The 15,620-nt window shown below is 55.1% G+C and carries 15 protein-coding genes; 6 read left to right on the top strand and 9 right to left on the bottom strand.

Annotation, left to right across the window (positions count from 1 at the left end):
- The first annotated feature begins 1 nt into the window (after window position 1).
- Window positions 2–301 carry an HNH endonuclease gene (locus Q1Q75_RS13590; protein WP_300671626.1) on the top strand — a complete coding sequence of 100 codons (300 nt, stop codon included), beginning with the start codon at window positions 2–4 and terminating at the stop codon, window positions 299–301.
- A 105-nt stretch (window positions 302–406) separates the two neighbouring features.
- Here Q1Q75_RS13590 and Q1Q75_RS13585 read toward each other — a convergent pair whose 3' ends face one another.
- Entirely contained in the window at window positions 407–1,144 is a 738-nt protein-coding gene (locus Q1Q75_RS13585) for a hypothetical protein (RefSeq protein ID WP_300671624.1), read from the bottom strand.
- Between Q1Q75_RS13585 and Q1Q75_RS13580 the strand changes: the two genes are divergently transcribed.
- Window positions 1,143–1,337 (top strand): hypothetical protein, encoded by a 195-nt coding sequence (locus tag Q1Q75_RS13580; RefSeq protein WP_300671623.1) that lies wholly within the window; start codon window positions 1,143–1,145, stop codon window positions 1,335–1,337. The genes Q1Q75_RS13585 and Q1Q75_RS13580 overlap by 2 nt on opposite strands.
- Window positions 1,338–1,581: 244 nt before the next feature.
- Here Q1Q75_RS13580 and dusB read toward each other — a convergent pair whose 3' ends face one another.
- The 5 genes from dusB to Q1Q75_RS13555 all read right to left on the bottom strand — a co-directional run bounded on the left by dusB (window position 1,582) and on the right by Q1Q75_RS13555 (window position 6,036).
- Entirely contained in the window at window positions 1,582–2,607 is a 1,026-nt protein-coding gene (dusB, locus tag Q1Q75_RS13575; RefSeq protein ID WP_300671620.1) for a tRNA dihydrouridine synthase DusB, read from the bottom strand.
- A 98-nt stretch (window positions 2,608–2,705) separates the two neighbouring features.
- A complete protein-coding gene (locus Q1Q75_RS13570; protein ID WP_300671617.1) occupies window positions 2,706–3,578 on the bottom strand; it encodes a DUF1848 family protein in 873 nt (290 codons plus the stop codon).
- A gap of 16 nt (window positions 3,579–3,594) precedes the next feature.
- On the bottom strand, window positions 3,595–3,996 hold the full coding sequence (locus Q1Q75_RS13565; protein ID WP_300671614.1) for a hypothetical protein: 402 nt from the start codon (window positions 3,994–3,996) through the stop codon (window positions 3,595–3,597).
- A gap of 188 nt (window positions 3,997–4,184) precedes the next feature.
- A complete protein-coding gene (locus Q1Q75_RS13560) occupies window positions 4,185–4,907 on the bottom strand; it encodes an acyltransferase (protein WP_300671611.1) in 723 nt (240 codons plus the stop codon).
- Window positions 4,908–4,944: 37 nt separating this feature from the next.
- Window positions 4,945–6,036: a phenyltransferase domain-containing protein gene (locus tag Q1Q75_RS13555; protein ID WP_300671609.1), complete on the bottom strand. Its 1,092-nt coding sequence runs from the start codon at window positions 6,034–6,036 to the stop codon at window positions 4,945–4,947.
- A 444-nt stretch (window positions 6,037–6,480) separates the two neighbouring features.
- Here Q1Q75_RS13555 and Q1Q75_RS13550 point away from each other — a divergent pair, with 444 nt between their 5' ends.
- Both Q1Q75_RS13550 and Q1Q75_RS13545 read left to right on the top strand, forming a co-directional pair.
- Window positions 6,481–8,892, top strand: a complete 2,412-nt coding sequence (locus tag Q1Q75_RS13550) for a 3-hydroxyacyl-CoA dehydrogenase/enoyl-CoA hydratase family protein (RefSeq protein WP_300671606.1) — start codon at window positions 6,481–6,483, stop codon at window positions 8,890–8,892.
- A 152-nt stretch (window positions 8,893–9,044) separates the two neighbouring features.
- A complete protein-coding gene (locus tag Q1Q75_RS13545) occupies window positions 9,045–10,226 on the top strand; it encodes a thiolase family protein (protein WP_300671603.1) in 1,182 nt (393 codons plus the stop codon).
- Between the two features lie 164 nt (window positions 10,227–10,390).
- Here the strand turns inward: Q1Q75_RS13545 and Q1Q75_RS13540 are convergent, their stop codons facing one another.
- On the bottom strand, window positions 10,391–10,825 hold the full coding sequence (locus tag Q1Q75_RS13540) for a CBS domain-containing protein (RefSeq protein ID WP_300671600.1): 435 nt from the start codon (window positions 10,823–10,825) through the stop codon (window positions 10,391–10,393).
- 115 nt (window positions 10,826–10,940) lie between these two features.
- On the opposite strand from Q1Q75_RS13540, the gene Q1Q75_RS13535 reads away from it, so the two are divergent.
- Both Q1Q75_RS13535 and serB read left to right on the top strand, forming a co-directional pair.
- The gene (locus tag Q1Q75_RS13535) at window positions 10,941–12,302 is read left to right on the top strand and encodes a radical SAM protein (protein WP_300671597.1); all 1,362 of its coding nucleotides are present in this window, start codon (window positions 10,941–10,943) and stop codon (window positions 12,300–12,302) included.
- Between the two features lie 158 nt (window positions 12,303–12,460).
- The gene (serB, locus tag Q1Q75_RS13530; protein WP_300671594.1) at window positions 12,461–13,678 is read left to right on the top strand and encodes a phosphoserine phosphatase SerB; all 1,218 of its coding nucleotides are present in this window, start codon (window positions 12,461–12,463) and stop codon (window positions 13,676–13,678) included.
- 497 nt (window positions 13,679–14,175) lie between these two features.
- Here serB and Q1Q75_RS13525 read toward each other — a convergent pair whose 3' ends face one another.
- The gene (locus tag Q1Q75_RS13525; protein ID WP_300671591.1) at window positions 14,176–15,129 is read right to left on the bottom strand and encodes an iron transporter; all 954 of its coding nucleotides are present in this window, start codon (window positions 15,127–15,129) and stop codon (window positions 14,176–14,178) included.
- A 63-nt stretch (window positions 15,130–15,192) separates the two neighbouring features.
- Window positions 15,193–15,423 (bottom strand): RNA-binding S4 domain-containing protein, encoded by a 231-nt coding sequence (locus tag Q1Q75_RS13520; protein WP_300671588.1) that lies wholly within the window; start codon window positions 15,421–15,423, stop codon window positions 15,193–15,195.
- Window positions 15,424–15,620 lie beyond the last annotated feature (197 nt).

The following is a 15,620-nucleotide window of genomic DNA, read 5'->3' as shown; positions in this document are numbered from 1 at the left end:
TATGGACTGGTATGTGGGTGTCGACGAAGGTGCGATTAAAAAAGAGCGTCAAAAGGCACGGGAGATGCGCCAGAGCCAGTGGTGGAAGCGCCGTTGTGATAAAGGCATCTGCTACTGGTGTGAGCAGCCGGTGAAGCCTGCCGAGCTCACCATGGATCATGTGGTCCCCCTGGCTCGAGGCGGGAAAACCACCAAAGGCAATGTGGTGCCCTGCTGCAAGGCGTGTAACACCCAAAAGAAGCAGCTCCTTCCCATGGAATGGGACGCCTGGCTTGAAGGCGTAAAAAAGGGTGGTGTATAGCCCTTTCCCCATTGCGTGTTGAACGAACAAAAAGGCCGATCTCTTTTTTAGAAAGAGGTCGGCCTTTTGTTTTTTGGTCTTTTTTTCGGGTCTCTCCAGATGAGGCTAGCTCTCCTGCTGGCAGAGCCGGTGGATGGTCTGGGCGTGCCATTTGCCACGGCCGGAGAAGGTCGCCAGGCCCATGTCGGTGAGATGGGCCGCCACTTCATTGTACGTGGACCCTTCGCCGCGCATTTTGTTGATCAGGGCGATGATCTCATCCTTGGAAAGTTCCATGGCCGGCGTCTCATCGATGCCGGGCTCGTCCAGGATGGCTTCTTCCTCATCTTGAGCCATTTCTTCTTCAAACTCACGTGCCACCGCGTCCATACCGGACACCACCTTGTCGATGGCGGGGAATTCGGCACCGGCCAGAGAGCTGATGATGCTGGCAATATCTTCGATGGCCTCGGCCTTGCGTTCTTCCGCCAACGTCCTGCGTTCATGGATTTCCATGGCCTGACTCTGCTGCGCGATCATCGTCTCCAGAAGTTCTTTGATCAGACCGAGGGATTCGTCTTTCTGGCCAAAATCGTTACGGGGGCGCTGCTGATTGTATCGGCGGTTGTCGTTGTTTCGGTTGTAGTTGTTCTGGTTGTTCTGAGTGTCGTTGTTGCGATGGTAGTTGCTCTGATTGTTCTGGTTGCTTTGGTACTGCTGATTGTTGTGGTGGCTCTGCTGCTGGTTGTGATGACTTCCGTTACTTGAGTTGTTTGCGTTGTCGTAGGGGCGACGGGGCTGGTTGTTGCTCTGATAACGTTTGTCTTTGGACTGGTTGCGAATGGATTGGAGAAAATCGCTCATGAAAAATACTCCTGTGCCTGATGATGGTACGCAACTCTTATGGCAAGAGATGTTGCTCGGCGCCGTCTTGGGCAGCGAAATGCGTGTTCCCTTTAAAGGTTCGTCCGTCTCGATGTTTTCATCAGAGGCTGGCTGGCCTTCGGGTGACGCCAACATAAAAATTGCGATGATAAATCATTCCTTTATCGGCTAATTCACCTCTGACGGGTGATGTCGTTCGGGAACGTTTGTCGACCCCCAGGGTCGACAGTTCTCTTTTTATGCGGATTTTTTTTGCTAACAGATATTTCTCATGTTGTCAAATGGAATCGTTGCTCCGTTACGCGTGCGGGAAAATGAGAATTCGCCGAAAAACAGGGGGGAGATGCGCTCTTGGCGAAGCGTAGAATAAATGAACGCCTGATAAACGGGGGAGGGGTGTGAAGATTTTCAGATGACTAAAAATCGGCAAAACGCCCGGATGCCATTACTTTTTCATTCATTTCACCCTCGCAGAGTTTCTCTTTATAGGCATGAATGAGGGCGAGCCCTTCTACGCGTGTGGACAGGGTGATGGCCTCCTTTCGGAAGGCGCTGCAACCGGGAAGTCCTTTGACAAACCACCCCAGACGGCTTCGCATGGTTTTGCAGGCGATGAACTCATCGGTAAAATAGTCAAGACTGTCTGTGAAGTACCTCTCCATCATAGCAAAGTGGTCAACCAGACGAGGCTTTACGATATCCCCTGATAACAAGGCGTTAATACGTTTAAAAAGAGCGGGATCGCCGATGGCTGCCCGGCCGATCATCACGGCGTCGCAACCGGTCGTATCAAGCATACGAAGGGCGTCCTCTGGGGTGAGGATGTCGCCGTTGCCGATGACGGGGATGGTAAGGGCTGATTTTACCCGCTTGATAATGGACCAGTCAGCGTGGCCGCGAAAGGCCTGGGTTGCTGTTCGGGGGTGAACCGCCACAGCATCGACGCCCGCGTCTTGCGCGATCCTGGCCAGGAGCATCGCACCGTCTCCTGAGGCATCCCAGCCCGAGCGCATCTTCACGGTCAAGGGGATGGAGATGGCCTTTCTGACGGCTTTAAAAATCTCCTCGGCCAGGGCCGGTTTATCCATGAGGGCCGAGCCGGAACCGGTCTTGAGGACCTTTTTTACCGAACAGCCACAGTTGATGTCGATCATCTCTGCCCCGGTGGCCTCCACCCGTCTGGCCGCTTCGGCCATGTTGGCCGGGTCTGAGCCAAAGAGTTGAACGGATAAGGGCTTTTCCTCGGGGCGGCTCTCCATCAGGCGATAGGTTTTGTCCGATTCGTAAATCATGCCGTTGGCACTCACCATCTCGGAGACCACGAGGCCTGCCCCCATCTCTTTGACCATCAGGCGAAAGGGAAGGTTGGTGACCCCCGCCAGGGGAGCCATGATCGTGGGGCTCTCTAATTCAATCTGTCCAATCGTAAAACGTTTCATCATCCGTGTTTAATTCAAATCATTTGAGGTTGTCATGGGCGCGATGCCGCCGCCCTTCCCCGGCGGGCTTTTCGCCGTCGGAGGGAACATCTTCCGTTTGCCTACCCTTTATTCGCGTAGCAGTAAAGGCAGCCTGAGGGGCAGGGGTGAAGGGTGTAGGACCCGATATCCCGGCTTTGGGTGCACTGGCATCCGGCGCTTCGTCTCTGGCCTGCGTCCCTGGCAAGGGAGAGGCCGCCGCCATAAAGATCCGCCAGCAGTGGCCCGGGAATGCAGGCCGCCGGGGTGATGCCGGTGCCAAAGGGCAGAGCTGCATGCAGCTCATTTTCGCAGCAGGTGAAAAGATCGATGCCCAGACGCTGCAACTCCCTGTTTAAACGCAAAACGACGGCTACTTTCTCATGGATGGAGGGATCCGTCAACTCGATTCCGGCGGCTCGGGAGCGGCGGACAACTTTGGGGTAGAGGTCGACGAAACTGGTGATACAGCGATGGATTTTTGCATCACAGGCCCCTTGCGCGATGCGGGTGAAATCGTGGAGGTTGTCGTGGGGCTGGCCGTTGGCATCCCGGAAGTGGCAGATGGGGTCAAAACGCCAGGTGACGGCGCGGGGCCCTACGCGCTGGCAGAGTTCGCCCAGGGCGTCCAGGCGCTCCGTCAAGGGGGGGATGCCCGGCTCCAGAATGGGGGAGTCGCTGTTTACGGTGAGGTTGAAGTAGAGATGAAAGCCTTTTTTTTCGAGGATGCGGTCGCATCCCCGTTTCAGGAAGGGGCCGATGTCCTTGGTCCAGAAAACGAGGGTATGGACGGTTTCCGGGGTGAGGGGGATGCTCTGGGGTGCGTGGGTGTACGGATGGTCAACGAGTGCCTCTCCTCTTTCCACGGAGGCCATGAACCAGTCCAGGTAGTGGGCTGGGATGTCACTTCGCCGGGAAACGGAGAGGATTCGTCGTTTGGTTGTAATGGCCGTCATCCCTGTTCGCCGGGGCTTATTTTCCGAAGGGAAACTGAATCACCTTGGCGTCAGATTGCTTCTGGATGGGATCCGCGTCGTTGACGGCGAGGTGTTCTTCCATCTCTGGCATCTCGGGCATCTCAAGAATCTCATCAAAGGAGTCGTCGTCGGAGTCCTCCCCACGGTCTTCTTCAGGGCAGACTACTTTTTCAAGACGCATGCGTTTGCCGCCCATGGTGAATTCACCCCCGTCAATGTAAGCCCCTTTTAAAATCCAGGTCGCCGAATGGACCGGCAACTGAAGGAAGAGCAGCTTGACATGGAACCAGTCGGGCTTGTCATCTTCCCAGATCTCCTCAATACGAGCGAACGCCAGGGGGGTGTCTTCGTAATAGATCAGTACGATGTCCTTTTCAAACGTCATGCTACCGGACATGTCACGCTCCTTGCTTCCAACTGGGTGTTTTACCATGAAAAAAAGGCCGCGGCCCATTTTTCCGAAGTTGCATTATGCACCTTTTTCGCTAAATTGGAAATCGAAAAGATGCCCTTTGGGATTCGTGGGACACCTCGTCAGGACCGATCGGGCTGTGGCGCGCCAATGAATGCTTTGCCGTGGGGTCTTCAGTCGCCTTTTCGGGGGAAGAGGAGGGACCGGAACCATCCGATGACGGAGTTTCCCTTGAGCTGGTCCCGATCGATGATGTCGAATTCACGGGCCAGTTTCCTGGGGTTTTCCAGCCATTCCCCCCGGGTCCGGACTTTGGTCTCCGGGTCGAGATACTTGATGACACGGGCCGGGTTGCCAACGGCAATCGCGTTTTCCGGTATATCAGACGCCACAACGGCTCCGGCGCCGATGATGCTGTTTTTTCCGATTTTCACCCCTTTGCAGACGATGGCGCTGTCCCCCACCCAGACATTTTCTTCCAGGACCACCGGGCTGGTCTTGCCGATGGGCAGGCTGCGGTCGTAGATTCCATGCCAGTCGGAGTCTGTGATGTAGGCGCCGCTGGCAATCATGCAGCTCTCGCCGATGGTGATCTCCGAGGCGGCCAGGATGCGAACCCCCGGGCAGATGAGGCAGTAGTCGCCGATCGTAATGCCTTTCACGCCGGCTTCGGCGGCCCAGATGGTGAGGCGTACCTTTCGGTCCGGGGCGGCGATGACCGTGGGATAGGATCCGATACGGATGGGGCCGCCGAAGAGCTCCAGGTGCCAGGGTTTCATGTACATGCCACCGCGTCCCATGGTATCAAGCTGGGGACGGATGTAGCGGTTTGTATAGTGCTTTTGAAACAGCATGTAGCAGCGTTTCAACCAATAAGGTCTGTGGTCTTTTTTCACGTCATACGTCCTGGCGCCTTGAGGGGTTGAGAGGAGATTATAAACACAGGGGCAGCCTGTCTTCTTCCAGAGCTTCGTGGGTCTCCCAGAAATCATGCTGGAACAGGCGCCCGGCCGGGGTCAGGTCAAAAAGAGCGTCGGCGGCCATGAGCATCACTCCGTTGGTCCAGGAAAGCTTCTCTTCGGGCCAGATGACCATGTCCGGGAAGGTGTAACCACACCAATAGGAGCCGTCGTCAAATCGGGAATCCTTGATCCAGTCATAGACGATGTGGGCCTTTTTGGTGTGCCCCATGGCAGAAAGGGCCAGGATGAACTCGGCAGTTTCCGCCACGGTGACCCAGGGCTCGTCGGAGACGCATCGGACCCCCTGACCCTCCATGACAAATTTTTTCCAGTATTTGTCGAGTCGCTTCTGGGCCTCGGCGCCGGTCAGGGCTCCGCAGAGGATGGGATAAAACCAGTCCATGGAAAATCTGGATTTGGTGACATTAAAGGAGTGGGGGCGCGTGCGGATGGCTTCCCTGACCTTGTGTCGTCCCTCGACCCAGTGGGGCATGGTGTACCCCAACTCGCGGGCAATGGCGAGGCCGCATTTGAGGCTCATGTGGATGGAGCTGGAGCCCGTCAGAAGGGCCATGGGATCCACCACGCCGTCGGGGCTGGTGGCCCAGTGAATCTCTCCGCCCGGGGCCTGGAGTGCGAGGGCAAAATCGAGGCCCTTTCTTAAGGTAGGCCAGTAGGTCTTTAAGAATTCTCGATCATTTGTAATAAGATAATGGTGGTAGATACCGACGGCCATGTAACTGCTCATGTTGGTGTCGTGGGTCTTGTCTTCCGGGATTCCGTTTCTATATGAGGCGTACCAGCCTCCCGTTTCGAGCTGCATGGAGGCGAGCCAGGCAAAGGCGCGCCGGGATTCTTCGATGCGTCCTCCCACAGCAAGGCCCATGGCGGCTTCCACATGGTCCCAGGGGTCGGTTTTGTCGCCTTCACTCCAGGGGATCTCGCCTGTGGGGAGCTGGGTCTGAACGATGGAATCCACCACCGGGTCAAGATCCAGAGTCGCCACCCTCTCCTTGTTTAATTTTTTAAACTCCATGAACACCACCTCACTTTTCTCGCTCATCTGCCCTGCAGCTCGGTGCCCGGGGGGCAAGTGAGGTACGCAGTCCAGAATGTTATACCGATTGGTCAAATATAACGATGTTGTTTAGCAGATGGGGGGGGTGGAATCAAGGACGGACTTGGATATTCAGATTGAAGTGGGAGGGTTATCGGCGAAGGCAGGGTGGGGCGGTCGGTAATTGAATGATGTGTCATTCAATTGGTATTATTGCCTTAAATTGGTTGTATACAAAGTATGTGCCGAAGCGTGTATGTGGTAGCAAAAAACTTGTAAAAGACTATATATTAGGGTCTATGGGTGGCAGTAGCGGGGGTAATTGTGTGAGACTTGTTTTTTCTTGACACACAAATAATCCGTCTGCTACAACATTGATTGTCAATATATAAATTGAACGATCATTCATTTTATGGCGTGATTGTAATTTATTATGCACAGGAGGGAATTATGAGTAGAAAAATCAGAAAAGCTGCAGTGATCGGGTCCGGGATCATGGGCGGCGGCATTGCGGCTCTTATGGCTGCTGCAGGCGTGAAGGTGCTCCTTTTGGACATCGTCCCCTTTGACCTCACCGACGAGGAGAAGAAAGACCCTGCGGCTCGTAATCGCATGGTAAACAATGGTATGAAAGCCACTTTGGCTGCCAAACCTTCTTTGTTCATGACAAAGAAAGATGCGGCTCTCATCGAGACTGGCAACCTGACCGACGACTTCGACAAGCTGGCCGAGTGTGACTGGATCTGCGAAGTGGTTGTGGAGAACCTGAAGATCAAGCAGGAACTCTTCGCCCGTATCGACAAGGTGAGAAAAGCCGATGCCATCATCAGCTCCAACACCTCTGGTATTCCCCTTGCCAAAATCTCTGACGGTCTCTCTGCAGGCTTTAAAGAGCATTTCCTCGGGACTCACTTCTTCAACCCCGTCCGCTACATGCATCTCCTGGAGCTTATCCCCGGAGCAGAGACCAAGCAGGAAGTTCTCGATTTCATCGCTCACTTCGGCGAAGTCAACCTTGGTAAAGGGATTGTCTGGGCCAAAGATACTCCCAACTTTATCGGGAACCGTATCGGTATCCAGGGAATCGGCCGCGTTCTTCAGGGTGTTGTTGAAGACGGCATCACCATGGCTGAAGCGGATGCCCTCCTGGGTCCCGCCATGGGTCGTCCCCGTACCGCCATCTTCGGCACCGCCGACCTGGTAGGCCTTGACACCCTCGTTCACGTGGCTGACAACTCTTATGAGCTCTGCCCCGATGACGAAATGCGCGACACCGTTATGATGCCTGACTTCGTTAAGAAGATGCTTGCAGAAAACAAACTTGGCAACAAGACCAAGGAAGGTTTCTACAAGAAGGGCAAAGACGAAAACGGCAAGCGTTGGAAAAAGCAGATTGATCCCGCTTCTGGCGAGTATATCGATGCGGCAAAAGCCTCTTTCCCCTGCCTCGACGCAGCCAAGAAAGCAAGCACTCCCGCAGAGAAGATGCAAGCCATTATGTATGGTGACGACAAAGGCGCCAAGTTTGTCTGGAAGTGTACCGCCAACGCGATGACTTACAGCGCAAACCGCATTCCTGAAATTGCCGAGTCTCTGGTTGAGATCGACAACGCCATGAAGTGGGGCTACGGCTGGGATGTAGGTCCCTTCGAAGCCTGGGATGCTGTCGGCGTGCGCAAGTCCACTGAGAAAATGGAAGCCGAAGGTCTGGCCGTTTCTCCCAAGGTCAAAGCCATGCTTGATGCCGGCGTTGAGAGCTTTTATCGCGTAGAAAATGGGGTTCCCCAGTACTACGATTTCGCAAAAGCTGCTTACGTTGACGTGCCCTTGAGCGAATCTGCTCTGTCTCTGGCGGCTGCCAAGGCAGATGGCAAAGTGGTTAAATCTTGCCCCTCTGCATCTCTGATTGACATCGGCGACGGCGTTTTCTGCCTTGAGTTTACCACCAAGATGAACGCTCTGAACGGCGAAATCGTCGATTTCATGGGCGGTTGCCTTGACCACGTGGATGAGTACGGTGTGGGCCTTGTGATCGGTAACCAGGCCGGCGGCATGCCCGGTGCGTTCTCTGCCGGTGCTGACCTTGCTTATGTGCTTGGCCAGGCTGAAAAAGGTGCTTACGAAGAGCTGGACGCTTTCCTTGAAAAAGGTCAGACCGGTATGCTCCGCGCCCTTTACTCTTCCTTCCCTGTTGTGGCTGCCCCCTATGGCATGACCCTCGGCGGTGGTTGTGAAGTGTGTCTTGCATCAGATAAGATCGTTGCCCACTCAGAGCTTTACATGGGCCTCGTTGAGATCGGTGTTGGCCTTCTGCCTGCAGGCAGTGGCTGTCTGAACCTGTGGAAGAAGTTCATCAATGGGCTCCCAGGTGGCATTGAAAAAGACATGGACCTTGCCAAGCTCTTTATCCCTGTCTTCATGAAGATTGCGATGGCTGCAGTGTCCATGAGTGCTGCCGGTGCCGTTGCCAACGGTCACCTCTCTGCCACCAAAGACCGTATTGTGATGAACCGTGATCTCCTGATCGGTGAAGCGAAGAAAGAGGTCCTGCGTCTGGTGGAAGATGGATATGCACCCCCCATCAAGAAGAAAGTCCGCGTCATGGGTCGTGAAGGGTACTCCATGGTTAACGCCGAGATCTTCAACATGCTCAATGGTGGGTTCCTTTCAGAGCACGACGCCATGTTGGCCAAGCGTATCGCCTTTGTTATTGCAGGCGGCGACGTGAAATCCAACACCGAAGTAAGCGAAGAAGCCATTCTGAAGCTTGAGCGTAATGCCTTCATCGACTTCCTCAAGGAAGAGAAGACCATTGCTCGTATCTCGCACATGCTGAAAACTGGCAAGCCTCTCCGTAACTAATTGGCGGCTGGATCAAGAGCCTTGCGTTCAATTTTGATGCCTGTGAAGATAACATGCATCACGCCGTGGGCGCACAGGGTGAGAATATGCACCTTGTGCCTCACTCCGGTGGATGTGAAAAATCAGCATCAGGAAAATGGAGGAAATAGAACATGAGAGATGCATACATTGTTCAATCAGTGAGAATTCCTGGTTGTAAAAATAAGAAAGGTCTCTACAAGGAAACCCGTCCCGAGGACCTTCTTACCTTTATCCTGAAGTCGTGTGTTGACAAAGCAGGGATCGATCCTGCTGAAATTGATGACGTGATGTGCGGCTGTGCCTTCCCCGAAGGCGAGCAGGGCCTGAACGTTGCCCGTGTTGCCGCTCAGATGGCTGGTTTCCCTGACGAAGTGTCCGGGGCCACGGTCAACCGTTTCTGCGCATCCGGCATCGAAGCCATCGCTTTGTCTGCCCTTCGTGTTCAGGCCGGTTGGTCTGATATCACCGTGGGTGCCGGGCTTGAGTCCATGACTTATGTCCCCATGGGCGGTCACTCTCCCCGTCCTCACCCTGAATTCTCTGCTGAGAAGCCCGAAGCGTATATCTCCATGGGTGTAACAGCTGAGAACGTGGCCACTCGTTACGGGATTACCCGTCAGGAGTGCGATGAGTTTGCTGTTCGTTCCGTGAACAAAGCCGTTGTTGCTCAGGAGAAAGGGTACTTCACTGAGATCGTTCCCATGCCCGCCCATAAATTTGTTGAGCAGGCCGATGGAACCTTCAAAAAAGAGATCTTCATGGTCGAAAAAGACGACGGCGTTCGTCCCGGGACCACCGTTGAAGGGATCTCTCGTTTGAACTCCCCCTTCAAAGCCGGGGGTGTCTCCACCGCAGCCAACTCGTCTCAGACCACTGACGGCGCTGCCGCGACTCTGATTGCCAGCAAGGATGCTTGTGAGCGCCTCGGTCTTAAGCCCATTGCTAAGCTTGTTACTTACGCTGTCGCCGGTTGCAAGTCCGACGAAATGGGTGTAGGTCCCAAGTATGCAATTCCCAAGGCACTGAAGAATGCCGGTATGACGCTTGACGATATTGACGTCATCGAGCTCAACGAAGCCTTCGCTACTCAGTCTCTGCATTGCATTAAAGAGTTGGGTCTTGACGAGTCCAAGATCAACCTCAACGGCGGCGCCATCGCTCTGGGCCATCCCCTGGGATGTACCGGTGCCAAGCTGACCGCAACGCTGATTGCTAACCTTCAGCGTACCGGTGGCAAATACGGTATCGTCTCCATGTGTATCGGTGGCGGTATGGGTGCTTGCGCCATCTTCGAAAGAGTTGAAGGCTTCTGATTGATGCCTTCCTCCTGATCGGAGTGAAGAAAAGTAATTCAAAGGGGGTCGTCTCGAGTGATCGAGGCGGCCCCCTTTTTTTGTATGGCTTTTTCAGGTTGTCGTAAACGGTGGGTTGCCAGCTCGGCCAGCGGGTTTTTTTTGTTTTGGGGAGGGGGCAGCTCTTACGCCGTTTTGTTGCTGGATTTTTGGCAGACCATTTTTCCCAGCATTTTTATGATATCCCGCCAGCTGATGATTCCCACAGGCCGGTTCTCTTCGTCTACGATGGGGATGCAGGTGATGGTTTCGGTGTTGAAAAGGCGGATGGCATCTCGGACCCCGGCCTTTTCGGGCAGGGTGATGGGTTCCCGGCTCATGATCTGGTGCACTTTTTTGTTGAGGGTGGCCCGGTCTTTAAGTGTCTCCGCGGCGGTCTCCAGATTGGGGCTTAGGGCCTTCAGGAGGTCGCGGTCGGAAAGGATGCCGTAGAGCCTGCTGTGTTCAACGACCAGGAGGTGGTGAAATTTCACGTTGCTGAAGATGTCCCTGACAACCCGCAAGGTGTCATCCATCTCAATGGTGACGATTCGCTTGGACATAATCTCTTTCACATTCATGGCGTGCCCTTTCTCCCTGTGTTATTTCTTGTTCTGAAACAATTTATTTATTTTAGATTTGCAGTGGGCCTCTGTCAATGATCTCTCGGGGGAAGGAGAGGAGATCTGTAAAATTATGGCTTTTATCAGGATGGAGACGATGGACGAGTTTCAGGAGACCGATGAGTGGCTGGAGGCGGAGATGGGTGACGAAGAGATGAACTCCTGCTGCCTGGGAGATCTGGTGGTGATCATCAATACCCGGGGCGCGGTCCCAACTGCCAAGGGCGCTTACCCGGTGCGATATGGCCTCTACGGGGAGATCCGGACCCGGGCGTTTGCCTTTCACTTTAACCCCACCGGCGAGATTCGCTACATGCGCGGGCTCACCCAGGCCTGGCCCCATCCCTGGGAGTGGTTGAAGCGGAGCTGGGGCAACGATTGGGTTTATTACTCTGTGGGTCTCGACAGGGGACAGGGCCGGGTGAAGGAGTGGGTGGGCGAGGATTACCTGCCTTGCCTCTCCTACGAAAGCAATGCCATCCGCGAGGTGACGCCCTATACGGAGCCCGGCATCGCCAGCTCCTTTTCGGCGTGGTCCCAGGTTTACGGAACCCTTTGTACCTCAAACCTGGAAGGCCTGACCGAAGAGATGAGGGACTTTGTGGAACGCGTGATCCGTAAAAATGACGACAACACCCTCATGGCCCAGGCCGAAGACCTCCACGGCATCATCGGGGGGCGGGTCTCCGTGTTGCCTCCGGACACGCGCCGCGTCGATTACGAGGTTATTCCCGTGAACATTGCCGACGGTTGCCTGTACAAGTGCCGTTTCTGTACGGTGAAGTCCCGGGCACCGTTCGCTCCAAAAACAGACACCGAGATCGCGGAACAGATCGAGGCGCTGAAAGGCTTCTACGGCTCCAATCTTCAAAATCTGAACGCCATTTTCGTGGGGGATCACGATGCCCTGGCCGCAGGGATCGAGCGGATCTCTTTTGCCGCCACCTTGTCTTATGAGGCCTTTGGCTTTGAGCGGCCTCAAGGGGGGACCCCGTCCCTGTTTCTCTTTGGTAGCGCCGGATCGTTTCTCTCCTCGGATGAAGCCACCTTTGAGAGGTTGGAGGCCCTGCCTTACAAGGTCTATATCAACCTGGGCCTGGAGTCTGTGGACGGCCCCACTTTAAAAGAGCTCGGCAAGCCCATTACGCCGGAGATGGTCCGTGACTCCCTTTATAAAATGGTTCGGGTCAATGAGCGTTACCCCGGCGTGGAGGTCTCCGCCAACTTTCTTTTGGGGACTACGTTTTCCGATCCGCACCGGGAGACCCTGATGACGCTTCTCTCTGAACTTCCAGAAAGCGCCCGAAAAAAAGGGTGCGTCTACCTCTCCCCCCTGGTGGAGACCCAGCGCCGGGAAGAGGTCCTGCCCATGTTCCATGAAATGAAAGAGAAGAGCGTTATTTCGGTTTATGTCTATCTTATCCAGAGGCTGTAGTTTTTTAAAGAGAGCCTCCGGCGGCCATGCTTTTTGAGTCTGTATCACAAGTCTTTCCCTTTTCATGCCATGTCGGGGATGGTATAACAACGCCACTTTAAGGTGTTGACGCCAGTCTTTTAAACCCGTGAACCTTCCATACTATCCGGAGCACACGCATGCATGAACTGATCATGATCCACATCTACGGCCAGGATAAGCCCGGTCTTGCCGCACAATTGACAGGGATTCTGGCCGAGTACGAGGTGGAGATTCTGGACATGGGCCAGACGGTGATCCACGATAATCTTTCCCTGGGTATTCTCATTCGGATTCCCATCGAACACGAGGCGGCCCCCATCGTCAAAGAGGTCCTCTTTGCCGCCCATGACCTGGATATCAACGTCAAGTTCCGTCCCATCAGCGATGATCGGTACACGGAGTGGGTGGCGGCCGCCGGGAAGAAACGGTACATCGTCACGCTCTTGGGTCGCAAGATCACGGCTCGTCATATGGCCGAGGTGTCGCGTGTCCTCTCGGAAAACGCCCTGAATATTGACGGCATTAGCCGTCTGTCCAGCCGCATGCCCCTTGTTGACCTGGAAAAGGTGGTGAAGCCCTCCTGCGTCGAACTATCCGTTCGGGGCAACCCCCAGAATCTGGAGGTCATACGGAAGGCGTTTCTGGAGATCACCGCCCGTCTCGGCATCGACATCGCCCTTCAGGAGGACACCCCCTACCGGCGAAATCGCCGCATGGTGGCCTTTGATATGGATTCCACCCTCATTCAGGCCGAGGTGATTGATGAGCTGGCCGCCGAAGCCGGGGTGGGCGAACAGGTGTCGGCTATTACCGAGTCAGCCATGCGCGGTGAGATTGATTTCAAAGAGAGCTTAAGGCGCAGGCTTGGGCTCCTGGAAGGGCTCTCCGAGGCCAGCATGCAGAAGGTGGCCGAGCGGATTCCCATGACCGACGGGGCCGAACGCCTCATCGCCAACCTTCGCCAGTTTGGCTACAAGACCGCCATCCTCTCCGGCGGTTTTACCTATTTCGGACGGATTCTTCAGAAAAAACTCGGTGTCGACTACGTCTACGCCAACGAACTGGAGATTAAAGAGGGCAAACTCACCGGCAAGGTGGTGGGAGACATCGTCGATGCCGCCAAAAAAGCCGAACTCCTCCAGATGCTCGCCCAAAAAGAGGAGATCAACCTCCAGCAGGTCATCGCCGTGGGTGACGGGGCCAACGACCTGCCCATGCTGAACTTAGCTGGGCTTGGCATCGCCTTCCACGCCAAGCCCGTGGTTAAAGAAGGCGCTCGCCAGTCCATCTCCACCCTGGGCCTTGACAGTATCTTGTATCTTGTGGGGGTCCGCGATCGCGATACCCTGATTTAAAAACCGGCCTCCGGCGCAAGGTGACGCCACCTTGAAAGCGGGTTTGCGAATGCTCTACGGCTGTTGGTACTTGCGGCACCCCGCGTTCGTATTCGCGTGAAGGGTAAAACCCGGCAACCGTTTTTGCCGGAGATCCGGGTTCTATGATTTCGGGGGAATATGATGCGGAGTTCGTCAGGTTCGCTTGATTTCCTCTCGTTCCCAGGCTCCGCCTGGGAATGCCTTCGGAGGCTCTGCCTCCACGCTTGCCCCCCCGCAACTTCAGCGTTTTACCCCTCCGTTACGGTTTTTCATACTGGCAAGGCAGAGCCTTGCACCCAACACTCCCAGGCAGAGCCTGGGAGCGAAAAAATCTAAAGCCCAAGGCAAATGTGATTTGGCCCGAGGAACGAGGGGCAAAGCGCATTTGCAACCTGCTTTCAAGGTGGCTCACCTTGCCGCCGGAGGCATGTTTTTTGCCCCGAACTTTAACCATAGAAGGCACGCTTTTATGGTCGTTAAACGGCCTCAGCTTCATCGGTTTTTGCGGGTCGTCGGATACGACTCCAGAGGTTCAGCACCTGGACGGCCACGATGGCCGCGATGAGGCGTGGGATCCAGAGCCAGAAGGCGGCGATTCCTAAGGGGAGGAAGAGGGCGGGGTCTTCGATCATGGCGTGGTTGATGCCGATGGAGAGGTGGAGCCTTGTAAGTTCTTCGTCTGAGAAGTCGTTTTCCCGGGTCTCTTCGACGATGACGGCCGAGCCGTAGGAGAGGCCGAAGAGGGTGGCTGTGAGCCAGAGCATCCCCATTTTTTTATCAACGCCCATGAGGGTCATGAAGGGGGCGAGGGGTTTTAAGATCACGGGGATGACGTTAAAGGCCTTCATCACCTGAAGGGTCGTCATGATGGTCATGATGATGAGAAAGATCTTGGCGGCGAGGGCGGCGGTGGCCAGGGCCCAGGCTTCGAGCAGGGGGAGAAAGGCTGGGTCAGAGGCGGTGGCCAGGCCAGCGCCTGCGGGCACGGTATCGGGTGGGTTGAGGAAGGCCGCGCAGATGAGGACGGTGATGATCGAGGTCGTCAGGCGAAAGAGGGTGGCCTTGATGGGGTGGATCCCGGACTGGCCCTGGATGGCGCTCTCCTGGATCAGGTTGTGGCTGACGAGCAGAAAAATGGCGACCAGGGTCATGTGTTCCGGGGCCATGGGCAGCACGAGCATGGCGGCCACCGCCCCGTAGATGCCGGTCAGGACTCCGATGATCAGTGGCAGAGCCGCCACCGGGGGCAGGGAGAGAATCCCCATCACCGGGGAGAGGATAAAATCCAGTTTTGTGATGATGCCCGTGTAGTCCAGCACCAGGGTAAAAAAGGAGATGGGGACGAGGATCTTCATCATCCAGAGAAATCCGGCCAATCCCTTGCTGAGGCCCTCTCGGGCCGCCTGTGTGAATATATCCCTGCTCATCATGCCATCCATCCGCGTGTTGCAACATCCAATCAACCCGGTTTTTTCCGAGCCATCTCTGGCTGCTTACTCTTCCGGGGTGTCCCCGACGACAACCTTTACAGACATCTCCTGGAAGGTAACCACGTCTCCGTTGTAGACCTTTTTGGCCTTGCGGGTCTCCACCTCGCCGTTTAATTCCACCAGCCCTTCTGAGACGACAAACTTGGCCTCGCCGCCTCCGCTGACCCAGTTGGCGATTTTGATGATTTTGAAAAGTTCAATGGGCTCTTGTTTGATGGTAATGATTTCGGTCATGGCTTTGTATTTCCTTATGGGGTGGGTGCCTGAAGGGGGCACTCTCTGTATTTGAAGATTTATTCTCTATAGAGCTGACGAAATACACGAAATGTCATTAAAAGAACAGGGAAAAGGGAGGCGCTTCGAGATCGAATTTTGCCTTTCTTCTTTTGTAACTATTCAGCTTATGCTTCCGGCGGCCCTGCCGGGGGCTA

Source organism: Desulfoluna sp. (genome assembly GCF_030145185.1).
Lineage (GTDB): Bacteria > Desulfobacterota > Desulfobacteria > Desulfobacterales > Desulfolunaceae > Desulfoluna.
This window is presented reverse-complemented; position numbering and strand designations above follow the sequence as displayed.